24 protein-coding genes are annotated in these 24,845 nt (G+C 68.7%); 10 read left to right on the top strand and 14 right to left on the bottom strand.

All coding sequences use genetic code 11. From position 1 onward, the window contains the following. The first annotated feature begins 88 nt into the window (after positions 1-88). Both pncA and pncB read left to right on the top strand, forming a co-directional pair. Entirely contained in the window at positions 89-685 is a 597-nt protein-coding gene (gene pncA, locus AACG61_RS00915) for a bifunctional nicotinamidase/pyrazinamidase (RefSeq protein ID WP_411838157.1), read from the top strand. Positions 686-742: 57 nt separating this feature from the next. Further along, positions 743-2,035: a nicotinate phosphoribosyltransferase gene (gene pncB, locus AACG61_RS00910; protein ID WP_411838156.1), complete on the top strand. Its 1,293-nt coding sequence runs from the start codon at positions 743-745 to the stop codon at positions 2,033-2,035. Positions 2,036-2,041: 6 nt separating this feature from the next. Here pncB and AACG61_RS00905 read toward each other — a convergent pair whose 3' ends face one another. The 6 genes from AACG61_RS00905 to AACG61_RS00880 all read right to left on the bottom strand — a co-directional run bounded on the left by AACG61_RS00905 (position 2,042) and on the right by AACG61_RS00880 (position 6,261). Continuing rightward, positions 2,042-3,478 (bottom strand): inorganic phosphate transporter, encoded by a 1,437-nt coding sequence (locus AACG61_RS00905; RefSeq protein ID WP_411838155.1) that lies wholly within the window; start codon positions 3,476-3,478, stop codon positions 2,042-2,044. 9 nt (positions 3,479-3,487) lie between these two features. After that, positions 3,488-3,943 carry an NUDIX hydrolase gene (locus tag AACG61_RS00900; protein WP_411838154.1) on the bottom strand — a complete coding sequence of 152 codons (456 nt, stop codon included), beginning with the start codon at positions 3,941-3,943 and terminating at the stop codon, positions 3,488-3,490. Then, positions 3,940-4,362 carry an alternative ribosome rescue aminoacyl-tRNA hydrolase ArfB gene (gene arfB / locus AACG61_RS00895; RefSeq protein WP_411838153.1) on the bottom strand — a complete coding sequence of 141 codons (423 nt, stop codon included), beginning with the start codon at positions 4,360-4,362 and terminating at the stop codon, positions 3,940-3,942. The genes AACG61_RS00900 and arfB overlap by 4 nt, the downstream gene beginning before the upstream one ends. Before the next feature lie 62 nt (positions 4,363-4,424). Beyond that, a complete protein-coding gene (locus AACG61_RS00890; RefSeq protein ID WP_411838152.1) occupies positions 4,425-5,282 on the bottom strand; it encodes a carbon-nitrogen hydrolase family protein in 858 nt (285 codons plus the stop codon). Next, a complete protein-coding gene (locus AACG61_RS00885; protein WP_411838151.1) occupies positions 5,279-5,863 on the bottom strand; it encodes a GNAT family N-acetyltransferase in 585 nt (194 codons plus the stop codon). Before AACG61_RS00885 ends, AACG61_RS00890 begins: the two co-directional genes overlap by 4 nt. After that, positions 5,860-6,261 carry a ketosteroid isomerase-related protein gene (locus AACG61_RS00880; RefSeq protein WP_411838150.1) on the bottom strand — a complete coding sequence of 134 codons (402 nt, stop codon included), beginning with the start codon at positions 6,259-6,261 and terminating at the stop codon, positions 5,860-5,862. Before AACG61_RS00880 ends, AACG61_RS00885 begins: the two co-directional genes overlap by 4 nt. A gap of 151 nt (positions 6,262-6,412) precedes the next feature. On the opposite strand from AACG61_RS00880, the gene AACG61_RS00875 reads away from it, so the two are divergent. Next, the gene (locus AACG61_RS00875) at positions 6,413-7,801 is read left to right on the top strand and encodes a phosphomannomutase (protein WP_411838149.1); all 1,389 of its coding nucleotides are present in this window, start codon (positions 6,413-6,415) and stop codon (positions 7,799-7,801) included. 19 nt (positions 7,802-7,820) lie between these two features. Here the strand turns inward: AACG61_RS00875 and AACG61_RS00870 are convergent, their stop codons facing one another. The 8 genes from AACG61_RS00870 to cysQ form a co-directional block, all read right to left on the bottom strand. Then, the gene (locus AACG61_RS00870; protein WP_411838148.1) at positions 7,821-9,224 is read right to left on the bottom strand and encodes a hypothetical protein; all 1,404 of its coding nucleotides are present in this window, start codon (positions 9,222-9,224) and stop codon (positions 7,821-7,823) included. Beyond that, a complete protein-coding gene (locus AACG61_RS00865; RefSeq protein WP_411838147.1) occupies positions 9,221-10,912 on the bottom strand; it encodes a beta-1,6-N-acetylglucosaminyltransferase in 1,692 nt (563 codons plus the stop codon). The genes AACG61_RS00870 and AACG61_RS00865 overlap by 4 nt, the downstream gene beginning before the upstream one ends. Beyond that, positions 10,909-11,934 carry a glycosyltransferase family 2 protein gene (locus AACG61_RS00860; protein WP_411838145.1) on the bottom strand — a complete coding sequence of 342 codons (1,026 nt, stop codon included), beginning with the start codon at positions 11,932-11,934 and terminating at the stop codon, positions 10,909-10,911. The genes AACG61_RS00865 and AACG61_RS00860 overlap by 4 nt, the downstream gene beginning before the upstream one ends. A 99-nt stretch (positions 11,935-12,033) precedes the next feature. Continuing rightward, positions 12,034-13,089: a glycosyltransferase family 2 protein gene (locus AACG61_RS00855; RefSeq protein ID WP_411838144.1), complete on the bottom strand. Its 1,056-nt coding sequence runs from the start codon at positions 13,087-13,089 to the stop codon at positions 12,034-12,036. After that, entirely contained in the window at positions 13,053-14,039 is a 987-nt protein-coding gene (gene galE, locus AACG61_RS00850; RefSeq protein WP_411838143.1) for a UDP-glucose 4-epimerase GalE, read from the bottom strand. The genes AACG61_RS00855 and galE overlap by 37 nt, the downstream gene beginning before the upstream one ends. Positions 14,040-14,042: 3 nt before the next feature. Then, positions 14,043-14,939: a UTP--glucose-1-phosphate uridylyltransferase gene (locus AACG61_RS00845; protein WP_411838142.1), complete on the bottom strand. Its 897-nt coding sequence runs from the start codon at positions 14,937-14,939 to the stop codon at positions 14,043-14,045. Positions 14,940-15,116: 177 nt separating this feature from the next. Then, complete coding sequence (locus tag AACG61_RS00840) at positions 15,117-15,917, bottom strand: 3-deoxy-manno-octulosonate cytidylyltransferase (RefSeq protein WP_411838141.1); 801 nt, start codon at positions 15,915-15,917, stop codon at positions 15,117-15,119. A 1-nt stretch (position 15,918) separates the two neighbouring features. Continuing rightward, entirely contained in the window at positions 15,919-16,716 is a 798-nt protein-coding gene (cysQ, locus tag AACG61_RS00835) for a 3'(2'),5'-bisphosphate nucleotidase CysQ (RefSeq protein WP_411838140.1), read from the bottom strand. A gap of 148 nt (positions 16,717-16,864) precedes the next feature. Here cysQ and AACG61_RS00830 point away from each other — a divergent pair, with 148 nt between their 5' ends. The 7 genes from AACG61_RS00830 (at position 16,865) to AACG61_RS00800 (ending at position 24,780) form a co-directional block, all read left to right on the top strand. Then, positions 16,865-17,686 (top strand): ABC transporter permease, encoded by an 822-nt coding sequence (locus AACG61_RS00830; protein WP_411838139.1) that lies wholly within the window; start codon positions 16,865-16,867, stop codon positions 17,684-17,686. 211 nt (positions 17,687-17,897) lie between these two features. Then, the gene (dnaK, locus tag AACG61_RS00825) at positions 17,898-19,811 is read left to right on the top strand and encodes a molecular chaperone DnaK (protein ID WP_411838138.1); all 1,914 of its coding nucleotides are present in this window, start codon (positions 17,898-17,900) and stop codon (positions 19,809-19,811) included. 78 nt (positions 19,812-19,889) lie between these two features. Then, positions 19,890-21,053, top strand: coding sequence for a molecular chaperone DnaJ (dnaJ, locus tag AACG61_RS00820; protein WP_411838137.1), 1,164 nt, complete (start codon positions 19,890-19,892; stop codon positions 21,051-21,053). 44 nt (positions 21,054-21,097) lie between these two features. Continuing rightward, a complete protein-coding gene (gene radC, locus AACG61_RS00815) occupies positions 21,098-21,865 on the top strand; it encodes a RadC family protein (protein WP_411838136.1) in 768 nt (255 codons plus the stop codon). 193 nt (positions 21,866-22,058) lie between these two features. Beyond that, the gene (gene petA, locus AACG61_RS00810) at positions 22,059-22,622 is read left to right on the top strand and encodes a ubiquinol-cytochrome c reductase iron-sulfur subunit (RefSeq protein WP_411838135.1); all 564 of its coding nucleotides are present in this window, start codon (positions 22,059-22,061) and stop codon (positions 22,620-22,622) included. A gap of 11 nt (positions 22,623-22,633) precedes the next feature. After that, positions 22,634-23,974, top strand: a complete 1,341-nt coding sequence (locus AACG61_RS00805; RefSeq protein ID WP_411838134.1) for a cytochrome b — start codon at positions 22,634-22,636, stop codon at positions 23,972-23,974. Between the two features lie 14 nt (positions 23,975-23,988). Continuing rightward, a complete protein-coding gene (locus tag AACG61_RS00800; protein WP_411838133.1) occupies positions 23,989-24,780 on the top strand; it encodes a cytochrome c1 in 792 nt (263 codons plus the stop codon). The last annotated feature ends 65 nt before the right edge of the window (positions 24,781-24,845 follow it).

Raw genomic sequence — 24,845 nt, 5'->3', positions numbered from 1 at the left:
ATAGGGCAAAACGGCCGTCGAAACCAGTCTTGACGCCCGCCGCACGGGGCGCGCAAATGGTCGCGCCCCGCCAGACCCAAGGCCCGCCATGACCCAAGCCCTGATCGTGATCGACCTGCAGACCGATTTCTGCCCCGGCGGACGGCTGGCCGTCGCGGGGGGCGACGAGGTCGTCGAGGCGGTGAACGCGATGATGGCCGGTCACGACGCGGTCGTGCTGACCCAGGACTGGCACCCGGCCGATCATGCCAGCTTCGCCGGGAACCATCCCGGCGCCGCACCCTTCTCGGTCACGCAGATGCCCTACGGGCCGCAGGTCCTGTGGCCCGCGCATTGCGTGATCGGCACGCCGGGCGCGGCCTTCCACCCGCGCCTGGACGTGGACCGGGCCGACCTGATCCTGCGCAAGGGGTTCCGGGCGGGCATCGACAGCTACTCGGCCTTCTTCGAGAACGACCGGACCACCGCCACGGGGCTGGCGGGCTATCTGCGCGACCGGGGCGTCACGGATCTGACCTTCGTCGGGCTGGCGCTGGATTTCTGCGTCGCCTGGAGCGCGATGGACGCCGCCCGTCTGGGGTTCCGCGCCCGCGTGGTCGAGGACGCCTGCCGCGCCATCGACCTGGACGGCAGCCTGGATGCGGCGCGCACGGCGATGCGCGCGGCGGGGGTCGTGCTGGCCTGAGGGTTGCGCCGCCGCGCGGATCAAGGCACCAAGGCTCAAACGGGGGGTCCAGCAGACATGGCCGACATCGCCACGCGCGTCTACAACCACAAATGGAAGATCGACCCCATCGTCCGGTCGCTGATCGACACCGACTTCTACAAGCTGCTGATGTGCCAGTCTGTGTTCAGGAACAGTCCGGACACGACCGTCACCTTCAGCCTGATCAACCGCAGCAAGGATGTGCGCCTGGCCGACCTGATCGACGAGGGCGAGCTGCGCGAGCAGCTGGACCACGTACGGTCACTGTCCCTGACCCGCGGAGAGAGCACCTGGCTGCGCGGCAACACCTTCTATGGCAAGCGGCAGATGTTCCGCCCCGATTTCATGGAGTTCCTGGAGGGGCTGCGCCTGCCCGCCTATCACTTGGACAAGCGCGACGGCCAGTACGAGCTGACCTTCGAGGGCCCCTGGCCCCAGGTGATGCTGTGGGAGATCCCGGCCCTGTCGATCCTGATGGAGCTGCGGTCCCGCGCGGTCCTGAAGGACATGGGCCGGTTCGAGCTGCAGGTTCTCTATGCCCGCGCCATGACCCGGCTGTGGGAGAAGATCCAGGCCATGCGCGCCCTGCCCGACCTGCGCATCGCCGATTTCGGCACCCGCCGGCGCCACAGCTTCCTGTGGCAGGACTGGGCCGTGCAGGCGATGATCGAGGGGTTGGGCGACCGCTTCACCGGCACCTCGAACTGCCTGATCGCGCAGCGCCGCGACATCGAGGCGATCGGCACCAATGCGCATGAGCTGCCCATGGTGCGCGCGGCCCTGGCCGATGGCGACGCGGCCCTGCGCCGGGCGCCCTATGACGTGCTGGCCGACTGGCACGAGGAGCATGACGGCAACCTGCGCATCATCCTGCCCGACACCTACGGCACGGAGGGGTTCCTGGCGGGCGCGCCGGACTGGCTGGCGGGCTGGACCGGCATCCGCATCGACAGCGGCGACCCGGCCACCGGGGCCGAGACCGCGATCCGCTGGTGGCGGTCGCGCGGCGAGGACCCGCGGGCCAAGCTGATCATCTTTTCCGACGGGCTGGACGTGGACAAGATCCTGGCCCTGCACCGGCAGTTCCACGGCCGGGTCAAGGTCAGCTTCGGTTGGGGCACGCTGCTGACCAACGACTTTCGCGGGCTGGTGCCGGGGGACGGGCTGGCGCCCTTCAGCCTGGTCTGCAAGGCGGTGGCGGCCGACGGGCGGCCCACGGTCAAGCTGTCGGACAACCCCTCCAAGGCCACCGGCCCCGCGGCCGAGATCGAGCGCTACAAGCGCGTCTTCGGCGTGGGCGTCCAGCAGGCGCTGGCCGTCACCGTCTGACGCGTCTCAGACGCCCGCGGCCCACAGCACCAGAAGGCAGGCCAGCGCACCCAGGCTGCCGGTGATCGGCACCGTGACCAGCCAGGCCACGGTGATGGTCGCGACATGGCTGCGCCGGACCAGGATGCGGCGGCGCGCCTCGGCCGCGGGCAGCGCGTCCGAGCGGCGGTCGCGGCGCCGGTCCAGCCATTCGCGCGCAAAGCCCACGCCGAAGACGCCCCCCACCGCCACATGCGTGGTCGAGACCGGCAGCCCCAGGGCCGAGGCCCCCAGCACCGTCACCGCCGTGGCCAGCGACACGCAGAAGGCGCGGCCCGCGTTCAGCCGGGTGATGCCGCTGCCGACCATATGGACCAGGCGGCGCCCGAACAGCAGCGTGCCCGCGGCGATGGCCAGCCCCCCGCCCAGCAGCACCGTGACCGGCACGACGCCCATCGCGGGCACCAGCCCCTGTCCGCGCAGCACCACCGACAGCGGCCCCGCCACGTTGCCCACGTCGTTGGCGCCATGCGCGAAGCCCAGCATGACCACCGCAATCAGCAGCGCGGGGCGCAGAAGCGGCTTGATGCCCGGCCGCGCGGGGTGGCGCGCGGCCTCCTGCCGGACGGTGCGGCGGGTCAGCAGCACGCCCGCTACCCCCGGCAGCAGGGCCAGCGCGACCAGCGGCGGCAGGTCGATCCGCCGGTCCACCAGCACGATCAGATAGGCCGAGAACAGGCCCACCATCAGCCCGACCAGCGGCGGCAGCCAGCGCAGGGCGGCGGCGATGCGGTCGGGCGCCTCGACCACCTTCAGGCGCAGCAGCACCAGAAGCGCGCCGGCCAGGCTGCCCGCGACCAGGGGCGTCGCGACCCACACGACCGCGATCATAGCCAGCGTGCCCCAGGTGACCGCGCCCAGCCCGAAGGCCACCGCCCCGGCCCCCGCGATGCCGCCAACGATGGAATGCGAGGTGCTGACCGGCAGGCCGATCCCGGTGGCCAGCGTGATCCAGACGACCGCCCCGATCAGCGCCGCGACCATGGCCATCGGCGCCCGCGGCCCCGAGGTCAGCGGCCCAAGCTCGACGATGCCGCTGGCCAGCCGCTCGGACACTGCGCCCCCCGCCAGCACCGCCCCCGCGATCCCGGCCAGCGCGACCATGACCAGCCCCGGCACCATGCCGACCGCGCCCGCCCCCACCGCGGGGCCCAGGGAGTTCGCGACATCATTCGCCCCGATCGCCATGCCCAGCCAGGCCGCGACCACCAGCCCGGCGCCGACGGCCAGCAGGCCCGGCGCGGCACCCGACAGGGCCATGCCCATCAGCAGCGCGCCGACCACGGCCAGAACCCCCAGCCCCAACCGCCAGACGGGGCGGAAGGCATGCATCTGCGCGACCTCGGCCTGGCCGATGCGGCCCAGATCCTTGTCCAGCGCGCGAAAGCGGTTGTGGCGGCTCATCCCCGCGCCTCAGGATGCGGCATTGCGGTCCAGTCCGGTCAGGATCGCCTTGAGCCCCGGCTCGGCCACCATGGCGGCGGCACGCTCGGGCGCGAACCAGCGCCGCTTGCGCTGCCCGCGTTCGGGAAAGTCGTCGGCAAGCCCGTCCACCGTCAGCAGAAAGACCCGCATCTCGATCGGTACGGAGTAGCCCTGATCATGGTTCTTGTCATAGTGGAAGCGTCCGATCTCAGCCGGGCGGATGCGGCCGCGCACGCCCGCCTCCTCCCAGGCCTCCTGGGCGGCGGCGCCGGGCAGGGTGCGCCCCTCCATCGGCCAGCCCTTGGGGATGACCCAACGGCCGGTGTCGCGGCTGGTCACCAGCAGGACCTCTCCGGTCCGCGGATCGCGGCACAGCGCGCCGACCTGCATCATCGCGGGCCGCCGTCCCAGCAGCATCTCCAGAACCCGGCGCAGAAGGCTCATGCGTCGTCGTCCACGCGTCCGCGCAGGGACTTGACCTCGCCCCGGACGGTCTTGGCCTTCAGCCGCCGGCGCTGGCTGCCCAGGGTCGGGCGGGTGGCGATGCGCCGCTTGGGCGCGGTCAGCGCCTCGCGGATCAGCTCGGCCAGGCGTTCGCGCGCCAGCTCGCGGTTGCGGGCCTGGCTGCGGGTCTCCTGCGACAGGATCAGGATCGCGCCCTCCTGCGTCCAGCGCCGCCCGGCCAGCCGCTGCAGGCGTCGCTTGACCGCGTCGCCGATGGACGGGGACCGTGCCGCCTCGAACCGCAATTCCACCGCCGTCTCCACCTTGTTCACGTTCTGCCCGCCCGGTCCCTGCGACCGGGTGAACTGTTCGGAAAGCTCCCATTCCTGGATGGCGATGGTGTCGGTGACATGCAGCATGACCCCAAGATAGGGCGCGTTCCGTCACCAGTGAAAGCGCAAAGCGGTTAATTCGACGTAAATCACGCGATAATCAGATGGCTGTGCCCCTGTTCCGGCCAATGCGCATGGGGCAGCACCGCGCCATTGCTGCGGCTGTCGCGCACCCGCGTCAGATCGACCGTGGCGCGCACCCAGCCCGGCGCGTCCATCGCGCCTTCCGCGATGATGCCGGTCTCGGGCCAGAACCCGTCGGGCGGGCCATAGATCGCGGCACGGCCGCGGTTCTCGTCCAGCGCGGGCATCCAGGCGCAGGGGCCGACGGTGGGCGCATGCACGACCACGCATTGGCTCTCCAGGGCGCGGGCCATGGAGCCGATGCGCACCCGGTTGAAGCCCGCGACCGTGTCGGTGCAGCTGGGCACCAGCAGGATCTCGGCCCCCGCCTCGGCCAGGATACGGCCCAGCAGCGGAAACTCGCTGTCATAGCAGATCAGCACGCCGATCCGGCCCAGGGCGGTGTCGAAGAGGCGCAGGCCCGGCGCGCCGGTCACGTCCCAATGCTCGCGTTCGAAGCGGGTCATGATCTGCTTGTCCTGATGGCCGATCACGCTGTCGGGACCGTACAGCACCGCCCGGTTCACCGGCCGCGCGTCTTGGAAGACCGGTCCCGAGGCGCCCAGGATGTGACAGCCGTGCCGCGCCGCCAGATCGGCATGCAGGGCGTGGACGGCGGGCCAGTGACGGGCGACCTCGTGCAGGCCGGCCTCCAGATCGCCCGCCACGGCCTGCCCGCCCAGGGAGGCCAGCTCCATGGCGCCGTATTCGGGAAAGACCAGGAGGTCGGCCTGGGCCTCCGCCACCCACCGGGTCAGCTTGGCGGCATAGGCGTCGAAAGTGTCGAACCAGTCGATGGGATAGGCGGCGGCGGCGATCTTCACAGCGGTCTCATCCAGAATTGCAGGGTCTTGTCGGTCTCGGACGCCTGGCCCAGGTCCTTCCAGGCAAAGCGCGCCACGGCGCCCTCCAGCGGCGCATAGCCCCGCTTGCGCCAGAAGCCGTCCAGCGGGCGGTATTCGGCGGGCCGCATCGGATGATCCGGGCGGCGGATCACGCTGCAGAAGGCCGACCAGCGCGCGCCCAGGGCGCGGGCGTGATCCTCGCGCGCGTCGAAGAAGGCGTGTCCCAGACCCCGCCCGCGATAGGCGGGCAGCAGCACCGATTCGGCGCAGTAGAAGATGTCGGACAGCGCCTCGGGGCGGCCGTCGAAGGCCGCGCCGAAATCGGCGGCGTGATCGGCCATCGGCGCGCCGGTCGCGGCCCCCACGATCCGGTCCCCGTCCATCGCCGCCACGACCACCGCGCCCGGCGCCTGATAGGCGCGCAGGTAATCGCGTTCGTAATCGGCGTCGCCGTCGTAGAGATAGGGCCAGTCGCGGAACACGTCGATGCGCAGCCGCGCCACGTCGGGCAGCGCGGCCGCCAGCGCATCGCCGGTCAGGACGCGGACCGCGACACTCATGCGCCGACCTGCGCCATCCAGTCGGCCAGGTTGTAATAGGTGGTGACCCGCGCGATGCGCCCGTCGCGGAGGGTGAAGAACGCGCCCGCGGGCAGGCGATAGGTCTGGCCCGCGGCCTCGGGCAGGCCGGGGTCGGTCTTCAGATAGGTGCCGTTCACCACGAATTCCGCCGCCGCGCGGTCGCCCGCATCGTTGGCCATGATGACCATGTCGGTCAGGTTTTCCCTGTAGCATTCGGTCATGTGGGCGTTGAACTCCGCGAACCTGGCGCGGCCGTGGCGGATCTGGCCCTCGTTCACGTGATGCTCCACATCGTCGTGCAGCAGCGCCAGCATGTCATCGGTGCGTCCGGCGTTGAAGGCATCATAATAGGCGGCGATCAGGTCGGTGGCGGTCATCGGTCTCTCCATAGTCTCAGGCGGAATCTAGCGCGGCGCGCGCGTCCCGTCACCTGATCCCTAGGTCCCAGGGAACCCGGCGGGCCGCGACAGCCTTGAAAAACCGCATGAACCTGTTAGCGCTGATGCAAACAGGACCCGGAGGGACGACATGGACAATCGCGATCAGCTTGGCGCGCGCGAGATCACCTGCTTCAAGGCCTATGACGTGCGCGGAGAGCTGGGCAAGAACCTGGACGCGGACGTGGCCTATCGCATCGGCCGCGCCTTCGCGCAGGCGCGTGGCGCCAAGCGAGTCGTCGTGGGCCGCGACAGCCGCGAGAGCAGCCCCGAACTGGCCGCGGCCCTGATCGAGGGGCTGACCGATGGCGGCGCCGACGTGCTGGACCTGGGGCTGGCGGGCACCGAGGAGGTGTATTTCCACACCGGCAACCAGGACACCGACGGCGGGATCGAGGTCACGGCCTCGCACAACCCGATCAACTACAACGGCATGAAGATCGTGGGCCGCGGCTCGGCGCCGCTGGACCCGGCGACCGAACTGCCGCCGATCGTGGCGCTGGCCACCGGCGGCGACTTCGCCCCCGCGACCAAGGGCACGGTCACCGATTTCAGCCATGCCCGTGCGGAATACGCGTCCCGCATGGCCGATTTCGTCGATGTCGCGGCGCTGAAGCCGATGAAGATCCTGGTCAATGCCGGGAACGGCACCGCCGGCCCGACCTTCGACGCCATCGCCGCCGAGCTGGAGCGTCGCGGTGCGCCGCTGACCTTCGTGCGCATGCACCATGATGTCGACAGCAGCTTTCCGAACGGCATCCCGAACCCGCTTCTGGACGAGAACCAACCCCCCACCGTCGCCCGCATGAAGCAGGAAAAGGCCGATCTGGGCGTGGCCTGGGACGGCGATTTCGACCGCTGCTTCTTCTTCGACGAGAACGGCCGCTTCATCCCCGGCGAATATATCGTGGGCCTGCTGGGCGCGGCCTTCCTGGAGAAGTCGCCGGGCGAGAAGATCGTGCATGACCCGCGCGTCATCATGAACACCCGCGCCATGATCGAGGAGGCCGGCGGCGAGGCCGTCGTCAGCAAGACCGGCCACGCCTTCATCAAGCGCAAGATGCGCGACGTGGGCGCGATCTATGGCGGCGAGATGTCGGCGCATCACTATTTCCGCGACTTCTACTACTGCGACAGCGGGATGATCCCTTGGCTGCTGATGATCGAGCTCTTGTCCCGCAAGGGCCAGACGCTGGCGCAGCTGCTGGAGGAGCGGATGCGGCTCTATCCGTCGTCCGGAGAGACGAACTACACCATCGCGGACCCGGATGCGGCCATCGCCCGGCTGATCGACGCCTATGAGGCCAAGGCCGACAGCCGCGACGATCTGGACGGGGTGTCGCTGAACTTCGGCAGCTGGCGCTTCAATCTGCGCAAGTCGAACACCGAACCGGTGGTGCGCCTGAACGTCGAGGCCGACGGCGACGCGGCCCTGGTGCGCGAGAAGCAGGCCGAACTGGCCGCCCTGCTGAAGGGCTGATCGGGCCGGGGCGCGACCGTCAGGCCGCGCCCCCGTCCTCGAAGCCGAAGGCGATGTAGTCGCGCAGATAGGCCTGGCGCGCGGCCTGCAGCAGCGCGGGTTCGCGCAGGAAATCGGGCATCTGCGACGCCGGCAGGCGATCCAGCCCCGGATCGGCGATCCCCGCGGCGCGGCACAGCACCGACAGGTCCTCGGCCAGCCGGTCCTCGCGGATCAGCATGTCGGGGGTGGCCACGCGGGTGAAGCCCGCGATAACCTCCGACTGGCTGGCCCATGCGGCGGGGGTGGGCAGGGTCGTCTGACCGTTCAGGTTGCGCTTGAGAAAGGCCAGGAAGGACGCGAACAGCGCGATCTGCTCCTGCCGCGTCAGCCCTGCCAGCGCCTCGTCCGGCGGCAGGGCCACGCGATGCACCGTCCGCATCAGCTGGCGCAGCTCCGGCTGACCGTCCGACAGCAGCTGCCGGAACGCCGTCCAGGCGCGGTGCAGCGGATGGCGCAGCACCGCGAAGCTGCGATGGCCGGGATGCGCGCGCTTCCACTGGCGCAGGCTGGTCTGGGTGAAGTCGCCGCTGACCGGACCCAGCCCCTCCATCCAGATGCGCAGCGCGCCCGCCGGACCGCCGCGGACCGGCATGTGGATCAGCCCGCGCCCGGCCTCGACCGCCTGGAAGCTGGGCACCGAGGGGCCGCGGCGCGGCTCGAAGTTCGGAATGCGGCGCAGCATGAACGGGTCCAGCCGGTGCAGGTCCTGCTGCATCTCGTCGAAATTGGTGACCTTCTCGGCCAGCTCGCGCGGGTTCTGGGGCACCTGGTCGCTGGCCGGTTCCACGCGCGGGATGTCGGTGCGGCCCAGCCAGTGGACCAGCCCGGTCATCACGTCCGCATCGCGCAGGTCGTCATAGCCCAGCCAGAAGGCCACCTGCCCCGTCACCTGCAGGCGGTGCATCACGCGCCGCTGGAACCGCTCGACCGCGGCGACCATGTCGCGGAACTCGGGGCCATCATATCGGGTGGCGGCGGGGATCGGGGTCTCGGTCTCGTTCAGCTTCCACTGGTTCGTCTCGCGCGCCAGGCGGGTCGAGACATAGCTGTCCAACGGATTGCGCGTCAGCACGATCTTGGCGCAGGTGGCGTCGTGCATGATCGCGTCGAAGACCCGCGGATCGTGGTCGTGGAAGTAGCGGAACCCCGGCAGGTGGTCCGGCTTGTCGAACAGCCGGTCCAGCAGGACCATGGGGTCGGCCTCGCGCTGCTGGCGGGTGATGCCCTGCAGCTCGTCCTTGTCGGGCCAGCCCATCATGTAGGGGTTGAACGCCTCGCCGAAGCAGGTGATGCCGCGCAGCCCGTTCAGCGTCGCCTCCAGCAGGTTCGACCCGGTGCGCATCTCGGCAAAGATCACGAAGCGGCGGAAGGGGCGGGTCATTCGGCGGCGGTCCTTTCGGGCAGGGAGATCTCGGGAAGGGGGATGGCGTCGCCCGACAGGCGCGGGCGCAGGCCCGAATTGCGCAGCCGCCGCAGCAGTTCGGCCAGGCCGTGCAGGTCGCGCATGCGGGGCATGTCGCCCATCGCGCCCCCGCGCAGCGGCAGGTGCTGCAGCGACTGGACCAGCATCTCCTGCGGACGGGCCAGAAAGTCGGTCAGCTCATGGACATGGACGCGCGCCTTGACCCAGACCGAGTTCAGCACGTCCAGCTGCGCGATCTCGGCCCGCTGCAGATGGGCGGTGATGCGGCGGATGTCGTCGAAGGGCATGTCGGATTCCAGCAGCGGCAGCATCCACGCCCCGGTCACCACGTGGATATGGGCGTTCGGATCGGTGGCCATGAACCAGTTCAGCGCCTGGTTGTCGCGCGGGCTGAACTGGAAGACCTGCATGCGCGCCGTGATGCGGATCAGCGCGGTCAGGAAGCCGTGCGGGTCGCGGTCGCGGATCAGCGTGCTGGAGGAGATCGCCCCCGGCCCGATCGCCGGGCGGCCGGCGAACTCGACCGTCTCGGGGCCCAGCAGGTGGCCGTGCACATCCGCGTCCAGACGTTCGGCCAGCCAGCCCTCGAAATCGGGGAAGATGTCCGAGAATCCCTGGAAGACCGCATAGGCCGCCGATGTCTTGCCGTTCTCGGCATCCTTGCGGGGAAAGCGCGACTGCATGTAGAGGCCGGGCCGCCCCAGCAGGCGGCGGCGCACGGTGCGGTTGATCAGACGCTCGATCCGCTGCGGCTGCGGCGGGGCGGGGTCGGGCACAGCCCCCGCGGGGCGCGGGAAATGCGCCAGGAGATGCGCGGCGCGCGGCCAGACCTTGCGCGCCACGAAGCAGCGCGACTCCTCCAGCATCAGGGCGTGATCGTCGTAGAGCAGATAGGGCCGCCCGTCATGGTCGAACTTGGCCAGGGTCAGGGAATGGCTCTCGATGCGGATGGCGTGGCGGCGCGCCAGCGTCTGGAAATAGCTCTCGTCCGGGATCCAGGACAGCCGGAAGAACCGGTCGAACTCGGCCCGGCGGGGATCGTCCAGGATCGCCCGTAGCGTTGCCGCGGTCAGGCACCACCATTGCGAGCCCAGATGCGGCGTCAGCCCGCGCGGCAGGCGGCGGCGGATGCCCAGACGCCGCTGCCAGTCGACCAGCCGGTCGAACAGCCAGCGCCGCTTGCGCCAGTCCACCGGATAGAACAGCGTGAAGCGCTCCTCGTTCAGCCCGCCGACGGTCCAGCCGACATCCAGCGCGCTGACGCTCTCGATATGGTCGCAGGCGGGGTCCTGCGCCAGATAGGCGGCCAGGTCGCGCACCGGGCGCAGCGGCAGGCACGAGCCCGAGGCCAGATAGACATGGGTGACGTCGGGATGGCTGTCCAGCAGCAGCCGGGCCGCATCCTGGGTCGCGCGCACCAGGCTGAAGCGCCCCCAGTCGCAGGGGTGGCGGCGCGAATGGACGACGCCCGGCAGGTCGGCCAGATCGGCCTGCAACCGCGCCACGGCGCGCGCGGAGGTCTTGGCATCGACATGGATCGCGACGCGGGCGCCGCCCTCGACCCAGATGCGCGCCATCCGCGCCGCCACGTCCAGCCTGTCGTGACAGAGCAGGATCACCCCCAGACGGACGTCGCGGCGCATCATGCCCAGTTCCCCCGCGAGATCAGGCCCAGATCCTCCAGCTGCCGCCAATCGTCGTATTCGCGCGATTCGCTGCACCACAGGTCGGTGCCGCCGCGCAGCCCGGCGTGATAGGCCTTGTATTCCTTGCTGTTGGCGTAATGCTGACGGCGGTCCAGCTCCTCGGCCGACTTCTCGGCAAAGGTCGAGAGGAACTTGGCATGCAGCAGGCAGCCCGAGGCCATCTCGCCGCCATCCTCGTCATAGACCAGGTTCAGGTGCCGCGGCAGCAGCATGTGGGTCGAGCTGACATAGGCATAGCGCCAGTGCCACTTGACCAGGGGCGTCTTGTTCAGGGCCGGTCCCGCCAGCGGATCGGCGGTGAAGAACTTGCGCGTGCGCGGACCGCCCTGGATCCACAGGTTGCCGTAATGGCGGTTCTTGCTGATCGTGTAGTTCGCCGGATCGAACCAGCGCGCGATGGTGAAGGGGTCGGCGCCCTCTTCGTAGGGGTGATCCTCGATGGCGCCGCGGGGATACATGTCCAGCAGCATGGCCGGAAAGCTGCGCCGCCCCGACGCGTCCAGCCAGTCGGTCAACGCCGGCAGCGGACGCGAATCGCAATGCGGATAGATCAGGAACTCATCGGGATCGACCGTCAGGCACCAATGGCCGCTGCCGTATCGCATCAACAGGCGGTTGATCCAGTCCATGCCGAAGCGCGACCGCTTGTAGCCGGCATTGGTCCACCACAGCGACACGTCGGGCTGTTCGGAGAGATAGTTTCCGCTGCCGTCGCTGCTGTTATTGTTCACGAACAGGAAGTGATTCACGCCCAGATTGCGGTAATAGTCCAGGAACCACGGCAGCCGTACCCGTTCGTTGCGCAGGGTCACGAAGGCCAGGATGTCGCCCTTGCGGATCTGGGCGGTGCGGTTCACCACGGATTTCAGCGCACGGCGCCGGTTGAAGGCGCGCACGACCAGATACTGCCGTTCCGCGCGGCGCCGCAGGCGATCGAACAGGGGCAGGCGACTTGGACGCATCACGCGGGGCCTGGCCGGTCTGGGGTCACGGAGCAGCACATCATGGACCTAGCAATGTGCAGGCCTATCCGCCTTGGCAAGCCTTTTCAGCGGGTTTGGTTACGCATCCCCGTCACCTGTGCCCATCAGACCCAGCCCGACCAGCTGCCGCCAGCCCTCATAGCGCAGCGATGATGGCCCGCGCAGCACCGGCCCCGCCGCCACCGCGCGGTGATAGTCGGCATAGGCCGCGGGATCGGCGAAGTGCTGGCGGCGGTCCAGCTCCTCGGTCGATTTGGCGACGATGTCGGGCAGGAACTTGCCGTGCAGCAGCGCCCCCGACAGGCGCGGGTCGCCCGGCCCGTCATAGAGCATGTTCAGCCGGGGCGGCAGGATGGAATGGGTGGAGTTCACATAGGCCTCGCGCCCGGTCCAGCGGATCAGGGGCAGCTTGTTCATCGTCGGCGCGCGCCGCGGGCGGTCGGCGAAGAACACCCGGTCGCGGACCCCGCCCTGCACCCACAGGTTGCGGCGCGGCATCATGCGGCTGGCCCGCCAGGGACCCGGATCGAACCACGGCAGACGCTCGGTCAGCGGCGCGCCGGGCGGGGCGTCGGCCGTGCCGACCGGGCCGGTGGGCACCAGGTCCAGCATGATCGCGCCCATGCCGTCCATCCCCGCCCGCGCCAGGTCCTCGACCAGGCGGGGCAGCGGCCGGGTGTCGTGATGCGGATAGACCAGCAGTTCGTCGGCATCGACGGTGACGCACCAATGCCCGCGTCCGTGGCGCCGCAGCAGCGCCATCGCCCAGTCCATGCCGAAGCGCGCCCCGCGATAGCCGGCGCCGGTCCGCCACAGCGACACGTCGGGCTGATCCGCCAGCAGCCGGTCAGACCCGTCGGTGCTGTCATTGTCGACGATCAGGAAATGCCCGGCCCCCAGGGCGCGGTAATGGGACAGGAAGCCCGGCAGATGCGCGGCCTCGTTGCGCAGGACCGCCACGACCAGCACGTCCCCGGGCCGGATCGCGGCGCTGCGGTCGGCCACCGGGTGCAGGTCCCGGCGCGCCCGGACGGCGCGCCAGATCAGTTCGCGGCGTTTCCAGCGCAGGCGATAGGCCTGCCACGCCGCGCGCGGGGTCACCGCCGGTAATCGCCCGACTGGTGCCAGCGCCAAGCATCCGCGATCATCTGCGGCATGGTCGATCGGTCCGGCGACCAGCCCAGGTCCTGCTTGGCGCGGCGGCTGCCGCAGACCAGCTTGACCGCGTCGCCGCCCCGGCGGGGGCCGTCGACCATCGGCACCTCGCGGTTGGTGATGGCGCGGGTGGCGTCCACCACCTCGCGGACCGAGAAGCCGTCGCCCGTGCCCAAGCAGAAGACCCGGCTGTCCTTGCCCGCGCGCAGCCATTCCAGCCCCTTCACATGCGCATCGACCAGGTCCATCACATGGACATAGTCGCGGATGCAGGTGCCGTCGGGCGTCGGATAGTCGGTGCCGTGGATGGTCAGCGCCGCGCGCTTGCCGTCCACCGCGTCCAGGATCAGCGGGATCAGATGCGTCTCGGGGCGGTGGAACTCGCCCACCTCACCCTCGGGATCGGCGCCCGCGACGTTGAAGTAGCGGAAGATGACCGAGCGCAGCCCGTGCGAGGCGCGGAAATCGGCCAGCATGTCCTCGATCGCGCGCTTGGAGGCGCCATAGGCGTTCAGCGGCGCCTGCGGCGTATCCTCGTCCAGAACCTCGCCGTCGCGGTCGCCATAGGTCGCGCAGGTCGAGCTGAAGACGAAGTCCAGGCAGCCCGCGGCGATCGCGGCCTCGATCAGGTTCAGCGAACCCGCGACGTTGTTGCGCCAGTACTTGCCGGGTTCGGCCATGGCCTCGCCCACCTGCGACAGGGCCGCGAAATGCAGCACGGCCACGGGCCTGTGTTCGGCAAAGGCCGCATCCAGCGCCGCGCGGTCCATCAGGTCCGCCTCGACCACGGGACCGAACTTGACCGCATCGCGCCAGCCGGTCGAGAAGTTGTCCAGCGTGACGGGCAGATAGCCCGCCGCCGCCAGCGCCTTGCAGGCGTGCGAGCCGATATAGCCCGCCCCGCCCGTCACCAGTACCGTCCGGGTCATGGATTACTCGGCCGCCTTGCGCATCGCCATGACCTCGTGGAGATACTCCGCGAACTCGTCCTTCAGCTCGTCGCGCTCCAGTCCGAAGGCCACCGTCGCCTGCAGGAAGCCCGCCTTGGAGCCGCAGTCGAAGCGCTGGCCGCGGAAGCGCAGGCCGAACACGTCGCGGCCCGCCTGGATCTCCTCGGCGATGGCGTCGGTCAGCTGGATCTCGCCGCCGGCGCCCTGCTTCAGCTTGTTGAGGTTCTTCATCACCGTCGGCGCCAGGATGTAGCGGCCGATCACCGCCAGGTTCGACGGCTGCGTGCCGGTGGCGGGCTTCTCGACCATGCCCTTGGCACGGACGATGGCGCCCATGTCCTCGGCGATGTCCAGCACGCCATAGGCCTTGGCCTTCTCGGGGGCGACCTCCATCGTGGCGACCATGCTGCCGCCGGTCTCGCCATAGGCCTCGATCATCTGCTGCAGGCAGGGCGGCTCGCCCTGGATGACGTCGTCCGTCAGCACGACCGCGAAGGGCTCGTCGTCCGACAGCAGGCGGCGGGCGCACCAGACGGCGTGGCCGAGGCCCAGGGCCTTGTGCTGACGGATGTAGGCGATGGCGCCCGATTCCATGTTCGTGGCGCGCAGAATCTCCAGAAGCTCGGTCTTGCCGGACTTCTTCAGGCTGGCCTCCAGCTCATGGGCATGGTCGAAGTAATCCTCGAGCGAACCCTTGCCACGCGAGGTGACGAAGATGAACTCCTTGATGCCGGCGGCACGGGCCTCGTCGATCGCGTACTGGATCAGGGGCTTGTCCACCAGCGACAGCATCTCCTTGGGGATGCTCTTGGTGGTGGGCAGAAACCGGGTCCCCAATCCGGCAACAGGAAAAATGGCTTTCGTGACCTTGCGACCCATGACGGATACCTCTGATTGTTCGGCGGGACCTGTCCCACCGCAATAGCGTCGATGCCTAATCAGACCGCGACATCAATGACAATGGACAGGTTATTCCCTAGGCAGCTTGCCGCCAAGCGATTGCGCCCGGAATATGCAAAGATTTCATCATTTCCGGGCTTCGGGGCTGCGAAAAGGTCACGCCATGTTCATCTGCCGCATCATCTGCTGCAGGCGTGAAACATCCTCGGGGTTGTTCAGTTCCCAGAACTGCCGTCCGCGCGCCTCGACCTCGACGCACAGGACCCGGCGGCCGCGCTCCAGGAAGCGCAGCTGCTCCAGCCCCTCCAGCCGCTCCAGCACGCCCTCGGGCCAGGTCGCGTAATCGGCCAGCGCCGCGGGGCGATAGGCATAGACGCCCACATGGTGGAAGACCGGGCTGGCCGCGTCGGGCGCCACGGGATGGGGCACGAAGGGCACGACCTCCTTGGAGAAGTAGAGCGCCCGGCCGTCATGCCCGAACACCGCCGTGGTGCCGCCCACGCGGCCGGCCATGCGGTCCGCGATCAGGTCGGCGCGCATCGCCCCGGTGCAGCGCAGCACGGGCGTGGCCACATCGGCTTCTGCGTCCGCGCGCAGGCCCGCGACCAGCTCCTCGACGAACCAGGCGGGCGTCAGCGGCGCATCGCCCTGCAGGTTCACCACGATCTCGGGGGTCAGGCCCAGCACCGCCACCGCCTCGGCGCAGCGCTCGGTGCCGTTGCGGCAGTCGGGGCTGGTCATCGCGACCTCGGCGCCGAAGGCCTGCGCGTGGTCGCGGATGCGCGCGTCGTCGGTGGCGACGATCACGCGGTCGATTCCCGCGACCGCCATGGCCGCGTCCCAGCTGCGCCGGATCAGGCTGCGCGCCTCTCCGCCCGCGCCGCGCAGCTCGACCAGCGGCTTGCCCGGATAGCGGGTGGAAGCATGACGGGCCGGGATGACGACGACGACCGACATGTTATTCCTTCACCAGCAGGACGCCCGGGGCATAGGCGATGAAGAACGGATTCTCGAAACCGGGCTTGCCATAGGCCAGCGGGGCATGGTCGTCGAAGCGCACGACCGCGCCGCCCGCGCCGCGCAGCACCGCGTCGCCCGCCGCCGTGTCCCACTCCATCGTGCGGCCGAGGCGCGGATAGAGGTCGGCCTCGCCCGTCGCCACCAGGCAGAACTTCAGCGAGCTGCCCGCGCTGGTCATGTCGCGCACGCCGTAGCGGTCGATATAGGCGTCGGTCGCCGCGTCGCGATGCGACTTGGACGCCACGACCATCAGGCCGCGGTTGTCGGGCATCGGGTTCACGCCGATGGGGTGGGTCTCTCCGGGCCGATCGCCGAAGGGACCCTTCTCCTCGACCGAGCCGCCGTCGGCGGTGGTGTAGAACAGCCGCTCCTTGGCCGGGGCATAGACGACCCCGCGCAGCGGCACGCCGTCCTCGACATAGGCGATGTTCACGGTGAAGTCGCCGCGGCGCTGCACGAACTCCTTGGTGCCGTCCAGCGGATCGACGATCAGGAAGGTGCGCAGGTCCTGGCCGTGGGTCTCGGCCTGCTCCTCGGTGACCAGGGCCACGTCCGGAAAGGCCGCGCGCAGCCCGGCCGAGATCAGCGCGTCGGCGGCCTCGTCGGCGGCGGTCACGGGCGAATCGTCGGACTTGGCACGGATGTCGAAATCGTCGGCCTGATAGATCTCCATGATCCGCGCCCCCGCCTGAAGCGCCAGACGCCGCATCTCGGCGGTCAATCGATCGAATTCCATGCACTTTCCTTTCACTGCCGGGCCGGGGACACGCGTCGCCGGATTGTGCCGCGGCCCCGTCCTTCTTATGATCGCAGCGCCCCCCATCGGCAAGCGTCGGGCGACGAACGGCCGACGGACTGCCGATCCATCCGACGGAGTGCCACCCTTGTTCCAACAGCGCCAGAGCAGGACCATGTTCCAGGCCGGCTTCACCACGCTGGCGCTGATCTATCACCAGACGGTCTACAACCTGCGCACCGAGCATCGGAACGCCGCCGTGGGCATCCTGCTGGCCGTGCTTCAGCAGACCCTGATGATCCTGGTCCTCGTCACGATCTATTCGATGATCGGCATCAAGAGCGCGCCGCTGCGCGGGGACTTCCTGCTCTACATCATGTCGGGCATCTTCATCTTCATGACGCATGTCCAGACGGTGGGCGCGGTGGCGGGCAGCCACTCGATCTCGTCGGGCATCATCAAGCACGAGCCGCTGAACGCGGCGGTGCTGATCTCGGGGGCGGCGCTGGCGGCGCTCTACCGCCAGGTCGCCAGCCTCCTGGTGCTGCTCGGCGCCTATCACGTCCTGTTCACGCCGATCACGATCGAGCATCCGGTCGGCGCCGGGGCGCTGTTCATGCTGGCCTGGTTCTCGGGCTGCTGCGTGGGGCTGGTGCTGCTGGGGATCCGGCCGTGGTCGCCCTCGGCCTGCAAGGTCGTGACCAACCTCTATCAGCGGGTGAACATGATCGCCTCGGGCAAGTTCTTCCTGGCCAACACCATGCCGAACTTCCTTCTGGTCTGGTTCGACTGGAACCCGCTGTTCCACCTGATCGACCAGGAGCGGGGCTTCATGTTCATCAACTACACCCCCCACAAGACCAGCCTCTACTATCCGCTCTGGGTGTCGATCGCCTGCCTGATGGTGGGGCTGCTGATCAACTTCACCACCCGCAAGTACGAATCCATCAGCTGGAGCGCGACGCAGTAGGGGCGCGCCGCGCCGGCCGGACCGGAACCGCCGAATCTGGCGCTTTGGCGCGGATTTTGCGGCGCGGCACGGCTTGCGGGGCCGAATTGCATCCCTATATACACCCCCGAAGCGGCCCGGAGGTTCCGGGTCATTCACGCAAGGGATCGGCCTTCGGGGGCCGCAACGGACCCGATGTCCAGCATATCGCCGCAAGAGAAGGTTTAATCACATGTCCAAAGTTATCGGCATCGACCTCGGCACCACCAACAGCTGCGTGGCCATCATGGACGGCAGCCAGCCCAAGGTCATCGAGAACAGCGAGGGTGCGCGCACGACCCCCTCGATCGTCGGCTTCACCGATGGCGAGCGCCTGGTCGGCCAGCCCGCCAAGCGCCAGGCCGTGACCAACCCCACCAACACCGTCTTCGCCGTCAAGCGCCTGATCGGCCGCCGCATGGGCGACGAGGCCGTCGAGAAGGACCGCAAGCTGGTCCCCTACACCATTGCGGACGGTGGCAACGGCGATGCCTGGGTCGAGGTCAAGGACGAGAAGTACTCTCCGGCGCAGGTCAGCGCGATGATCCTGCAGAAGATGAAGGAAACCGCCGAATCCTACCTGGGCGAGACCGTGACCCAGGCCGTGATCACCGTTCCGGCCTATTTCAACGACGCACAGCGTCAGGCCACCAAGGACGCCGGCAAGATCGCCGGCCTCGAGGTGCTGCGCATCATCAACGAGCCGACCGCGGCAGCCCTGGCCTATGGCCTGGACAAGAAGGAGACCAAGACGATCGCGGTCTATGACCTCGGCGGCGGCACCTTCGACATCACCATCCTGGAGATCGATGACGGCCTGTTCGAGGTCAAGTCGACGAACGGCGACACCTTCCTGGGCGGCGAAGACTTCGACATGCGGATCGTCAACTATCTGGCTGACGAGTTCAAGAAGGAGCACGGCGTCGATCTGTCCAAGGACAAGATGGCCCTCCAGCGCCTGAAGGAAGCCGCCGAGAAGGCCAAGATCGAGCTGTCCTCCTCCAGCCAGACCGAGATCAACCAGCCGTTCATCTCGATGGACAAGAACAGCGGCACGCCGCTGCACCTGGTGGTCAAGCTGACCCGCGCCAAGCTGGAAAGCCTGGTGTCGGACCTGATCAAGCGCACCATGAAGCCCGTCCAGGACGCGCTGAAGGACGCCGGCTGCTCCAAGGCCGACATCGACGAGGTCGTCCTGGTCGGCGGCATGACCCGCATGCCCAAGGTCGTGGCCGAGGTCACCGAGTTCTTCGGCAAGGAGCCCCACAAGGGCGTGAACCCCGACGAGGTCGTGGCCCTGGGCGCCGCGATCCAGGCCGGCGTGCTGCAGGGTGACGTCAAGGACGTCGTGCTGCTGGACGTGACGCCGCTGTCCCTGGGCATCGAGACCCTGGGCGGCGTGTTCACCCGCCTGATCGACCGCAACACCACGATCCCGACCAAGAAGAGCCAGGTCTTCTCGACCGCCGAGGACAACCAGAACGCGGTCACCATCCGCGTCTTCCAGGGCGAGCGCGAGATGGCCGCGGACAACAAGATGCTGGGCCAGTTCAACCTGGAGGACATCCCGCCGGCACCGCGCGGCATGCCCCAGATCGAGGTGACCTTCGACATCGACGCCAACGGCATCGTCTCGGTCTCTGCCAAGGACAAGGGCACCGGCAAGGAGCAGAACATCACCATCCAGGCCTCGGGCGGTCTGACCGACGAGGATATCGAGCGGATGGTGAAGGATGCCGAGGCCAATGCCGACGCCGACAAGAACCGCCGCGAGCTGGTCGAGGCCAAGAACCAGGCCGAGAGCCTGATCCATTCGACCAAGAAGTCGCTGGACGAGCATGGCGACAAGGTCGACAGCTCGACCGTCGAGGCGATCGAGCTGGCTATCGGCGCGCTGGAGGAATCGGTCAAGTCCGAGGATCCGGGCAAGATTCGCTCGGGCATCCAGAACGTCATGGACGCCTCCATGCGTCTGGGTGAGGCGATCTACAAGTCGCAGCAGTCGGGCGACGCGGCCCGCGACGAGGGCGACAGCGCCCGCGACGTGGATGACGACATCGTCGACGCCGATTTCGAGGATCTGGGCGAAGACAAGAAGCGCGGCTGATCAGAGGGCCGCTTCCCTCAAAGGGCCGGCCCCTCCGCGGGCCGGCCTGTTCTTTGGGGCAGCTGAACAGGACGAGACATGGGCAAGCGTTGCTATTACGAGGTGCTCGGGGTCACGCGCGGGGCCGGGGCCGACGAGATCAAGAAGGCCTATCGCACCAAGGCCAAGGAGCTGCATCCCGACCGCAATCAGGACGATGCCAGCGCCGAGGCCCGCTTCAAGGAAGTGAACGAGGCCTATGACTGCCTCAAGGACGACCACAAGAAGGCCGCCTATGACCGCTTCGGTCATGCCGCCTTCGAGGGCGGCATGGGCGGCGGCGGCGGTGGCCGCGGCCAGCATCCAGGCGATTTCGGCGCGGCCTTCGCCGACGTGTTCGAGGATCTGTTCGGCGACATGATGGGCCGCGGCGGCGGCGGGGGTGGCGGCCGGGCACGCGCGCAGCGCGGCCAGGACCTGCGCTACAACCTGCGCGTCACGCTGGAGGAGGCCTATCGCGGCGTCCAGAAGCCGATCACCGTCCCCGGTTCGGTCGCCTGCGGCGAGTGCAGCGGCACGGGCGCCGAGGGCGCATCCCAGCCCGCCGCCTGCCCGACCTGCGCGGGCATGGGCAAGGTCCGCGCCCAGCAGGGCTTCTTCACGGTCGAGCGCACCTGCCCGACCTGCGGCGGCGCGGGGCAGATCGTCAAGAACCCCTGCAAGGCCTGCCACGGCGCGGGCCGGATCGAACGCGACCGGGCGCTGTCGGTGAACATCCCCGCCGGCGTCGAGACCGGCACCCGCATCCGCCTGGCCGGCGAGGGCGAGGCGGGCCTGCGCGGCGGGCCGTCGGGCGATCTCTACATCTTCATCGACGTGGCCGAGCACACGATCTTCCTGCGCGAGGGCAAGACGCTGGCCTGCCAGGTGCCGGTCAGCATGGCGACCGCCGCCCTGGGCGGCGAGGTCGAGGTGCCGACCATCGACGGCGGCCGGGCGCGCGTGAAGGTCGCCGCCGGCAGCCAGACCGGCAAGCAGATGCGCCTGCGCGGCAAGGGCATGCCGCCGCTGCGCCACGGTCCGGGCGCGCAGGGCGATTTCGGCGACATGCTGATCGAGCTGACCGTCGAGACCCCGGTGAACCTGACCGCGCGCCAGCGCGAGCTGCTGCGCGAGTTCGAGGCCGAGAAGGCCGACAACAGCCCTCAGTCGGACGGCTTCTTCGACAAGGTGAAAAGTTTCTGGGAGGGGATGACCCGCTGAGGGCTTAACCCTTCCTTTACCGGTTCGGGACCATGCTGACGGCCATGGACCCGAATCGCGCCTTTGGTGAAATGCCCCTGCCTCTGTTCGCGCCCGCTGCGGACGACGTCGCGCAGCCTGCCGTCGCGGCCAAGGGCGCCCCGTCCTATCTGGCCGATCACCGGGCGCGCCTGCGCGAGCGGTTCCTGACCGGCGGCGCCGAGGCGATGCCCGATTACGAGATGCTGGAGCTGATCCTGTTCCGCGCCATCCCGCGCCAGGACGTGAAACCCCTGGCCCGCCGCCTGATCGAGACCTTCGGCGATTTCAACCGCGTCCTCACCGCACCGCCCCCGCGCCTGATGGCGGTCGAGGGCGTCGGACCCGCCGTCGTGACCGAGCTGAAGATCGTGGAGGCCGCAGCGCAGCGCATGGCCCGCGCCCGCATCCTGCACCGCCCGGTCCTGTCCAGCTGGCAGGCGCTGCTGGACTACTGCCACACGGCCATGGCCCATCGCGAGATCGAGCAGTTCCGCGTCCTCTACTTGGACCGCAAGAACGTCCTCGTCGCCGACGAGGAGCAGGGCCGCGGCACCGTCGACCATGTCCCCGTCTATCCGCGCGAGATCATCCGCCGCGCGCTGGAGCTGAACGCGTCTGCGCTGATCCTGGTCCACAACCACCCCTCGGGCGACCCGACGCCCTCGGACAGCGACATCGCGATGACCGCGCGCATCGCGCAGGCGGCCGACAGCATGGGAATCACCATCCACGACCACCTGATCATCGGCAAGTCGCGCGAGCTGTCCTTCCGGGCGAAAGGACTGCTGTGACCGGCCGCCGCATTGCGGGCCGCGCCGGGCGTGGCATTTCAATCGGGTGGCGCGAATTGCGCGGGCGCGCGCGGGCATATCATCTGGACTGACGGGAAATTGAAGGCTAGAACCGCCCCGCGAAGGCTGCGTTTCGGACGTGGCCCGGAATGTCGTATCGGCCTGTCTCTCGGCCCGAATTGGAGTATGACCCGTGTCCCACGCAGATGACCACGTAGGCACCCGGAGGGATTTCCTCTATTATGCCGCGGCGGGCGCAGGCACGGTGGCCGCCGGTGCCGCCGCCTGGACGCTTGTGAACCAGATGAACCCGTCGGCCGACGTGCAGGCGCTGGCCTCGATCCAGGTCGATGTCAGCGGCGTGGCCCCCGGGTCGCAGATCACCGTCCTGTTCCTGGGCAAGCCCGTGTTCATCCGCCGCCGCACCCCCGAGGAGATCGAGGCTGGCCGCGCCGTCGATCTCAGCGAACTGCCCGACCAGAACGCCCAGAACCCCAACCTGGATGCCTCGGCCCCCGCCACGGACGAGAACCGCGCCCTGGACGAGACCGGCGAATGGCTGGTCCAGATCGGCGTCTGCACGCATCTGGGCTGCGTGCCCATCGGTGACGGCGCGGGCGATTTCGGCGGCTGGTTCTGCCCCTGCCACGGCAGCCACTACGACACGGCGGGCCGCATCCGCCGCGGCCCCGCGCCGCAGAACATGCACATCCCGACGGCGTCGTTCCTGAACGACACCACGATTCAGCTGGGCTAAGGAGGGTTATCATGGCCGGAATTCCGCACGACCATTACGAGCCCAAATCGGGCTTCGAACGCTGGCTGCACCGCCGCCTGCCCGTGGCCGGCGTGCTCTACGACACGCTGATGATCCCCACGCCCAAGAACCTGAACTGGATGTGGATCTGGGGCATCGTCCTGGTCTTCTGCCTGGCGCTGCAGATCATCACCGGGATCGTGCTGGTGATGCACTACACCCCGCATGTCGACATGGCCTTCGCCAGCGTCGAGCACATCATGCGCAACGTCAACGGCGGCTACATGCTGCGCTACATCCACATGAACGGCGCGTCGCTGTTCTTCGTGGCGGTGTATCTGCACATCTTCCGCGGCCTCTACTACGGCAGCTACAAGGCCCCGCGCGAGGTCACCTGGATCATCGGCATGCTGATCTACGTCCTGATGATGGCCACGGCCTTCATGGGCTATGTGCTGCCCTGGGGTCAGATGTCCTTCTGGGGCGCGACCGTGATCACCGGCCTCTTCGGCGCCATCCCCGGCGTGGGCGAGACGCTGCAGACCTGGCTCCTGGGCGGGCCGGCGGTCGGCAACGCGACGCTGAACCGCTTCTTCTCGCTGCACTACCTGCTGCCCTTCATCATCGCGGGCCTGGTGATCGTGCATGTGTGGGCCTTCCACTCGACGGGCAACAACAACCCGACGGGCATCGAGGTGCGCCGCACCAGCAAGGACGAGGCCGCCAAGGACACCCTGCCCTTCTGGCCCTACTTCGTCATCAAGGACCTGTTCGCCCTGGCGCTGATCCTGGCCGTGTTCTTCGCGGTCGTGGGCTTCATGCCGAACTATCTGGGTCACCCGGACAACTACATCGAGGCGAACGCGCTGGCCACGCCCGCGCATATCGTTCCCGAATGGTACTTCCTGCCCTTCTACGCGATCCTGCGCGCCTTCGACGCCGAGGTGTGGCTGGTCCAGCTGGTCCAGTTCGTGACCTTCGGCATCGTCGACGCCAAGTTCTTCGGCGTGCTGGCGATGTTCGGCGCCATCCTGGTGATGGGCCTCGCGCCTTGGCTGGACACCAGCCGCGTGCGCTCGGGCCGCTATCGTCCGCAGTTCAAGTGGTGGTTCTGGATCCTGGCCGCCGACTTCATCATCCTGATGTGGGCGGGCGCCATGCCGGCCGAGGGGATCTATCCCTACATCGCGCTGGCCGGGTCGGCCTACTGGTTCGCCTATTTCCTGGTCATCCTGCCGCTCTTGGGCGTGATCGAGAAGCCCGAACCGATGCCCGCGACCATCGAGGAAGACTTCAACGCACATTACGCGCACAAGGGCGGCTCGACCGGCCTGTCGCAGCCGGCCGAATGAGAGGACCCAGGATCATGCTGAAAGCATTCGCGTTCGCCGCCGTCACGGCCCTTGGACTGGCCGGGCCGGCGCTGGCCGCAGGCGAGGGAGGCCATATCGAGGATGTGGCCTTCCCGCACGAGGGTCCGTTTGGGGCGTTCGACCAGTTCCAGCTGCAGCGCGGCCTTCAGGTCTATACCGAGGTCTGCTCGGCCTGCCACGGCCTGAAATACGTCCCGATCCGCACCCTGTCCGACGAGGGCGGCCCCGGCCTGCCCGAGGATCAGGTCCGCGCCTATGCCGCGAACCTGCTGCCGATCATGGACGAGGCCACCGGAGAGGAGCGTCCGCGCACCATCACCGACCCCTTCCCCAGCACCTCGGGAATGGGCATGGGCCCGGACCTGTCGCTGATGGCCAAGGCGCGCGCGGGCTTTCACGGCCCCTACGGCACCGGCATCAACCAGCTGGTCAAGGGCATGGGCGGTCCGGAATACATCCACGCCCTGCTGACCAGCTACACCGGCGAGGATCAGGAACAGGCTGGCGTGCTGCTGCACGAGAACACCGCCTTCCCGGGCGGCTGGATCAGCATGGCCGCGCCGCTGTCGGACGGTCAGGTCACCTATGAGGACGGCACCGAGGCCACCGTGGACCAGATGTCCATGGACGTCGCCGCCTTCCTGATGTGGACGGCCGAACCCAAGCTGATGGACCGCAAGTCCGTAGGCCTGGTCGCGGTGCTGTTCCTCTTGGTGCTAACCGCGCTGCTCTATCTGGTCAACAAGCGGCTCTGGGCGCCGCACAAGGGCAAGCTGTCCGCCTGATCCCCGGACAGGCCGACCCGACAGGACGCGCCCCGCAACGGGCGCGTCTTTTCACATCTGGACAA

Source organism: Paracoccus sp. ME4 (assembly GCF_046736325.1).
GTDB lineage: Bacteria > Pseudomonadota > Alphaproteobacteria > Rhodobacterales > Rhodobacteraceae > Paracoccus.
This window is presented reverse-complemented; position numbering and strand designations above follow the sequence as displayed.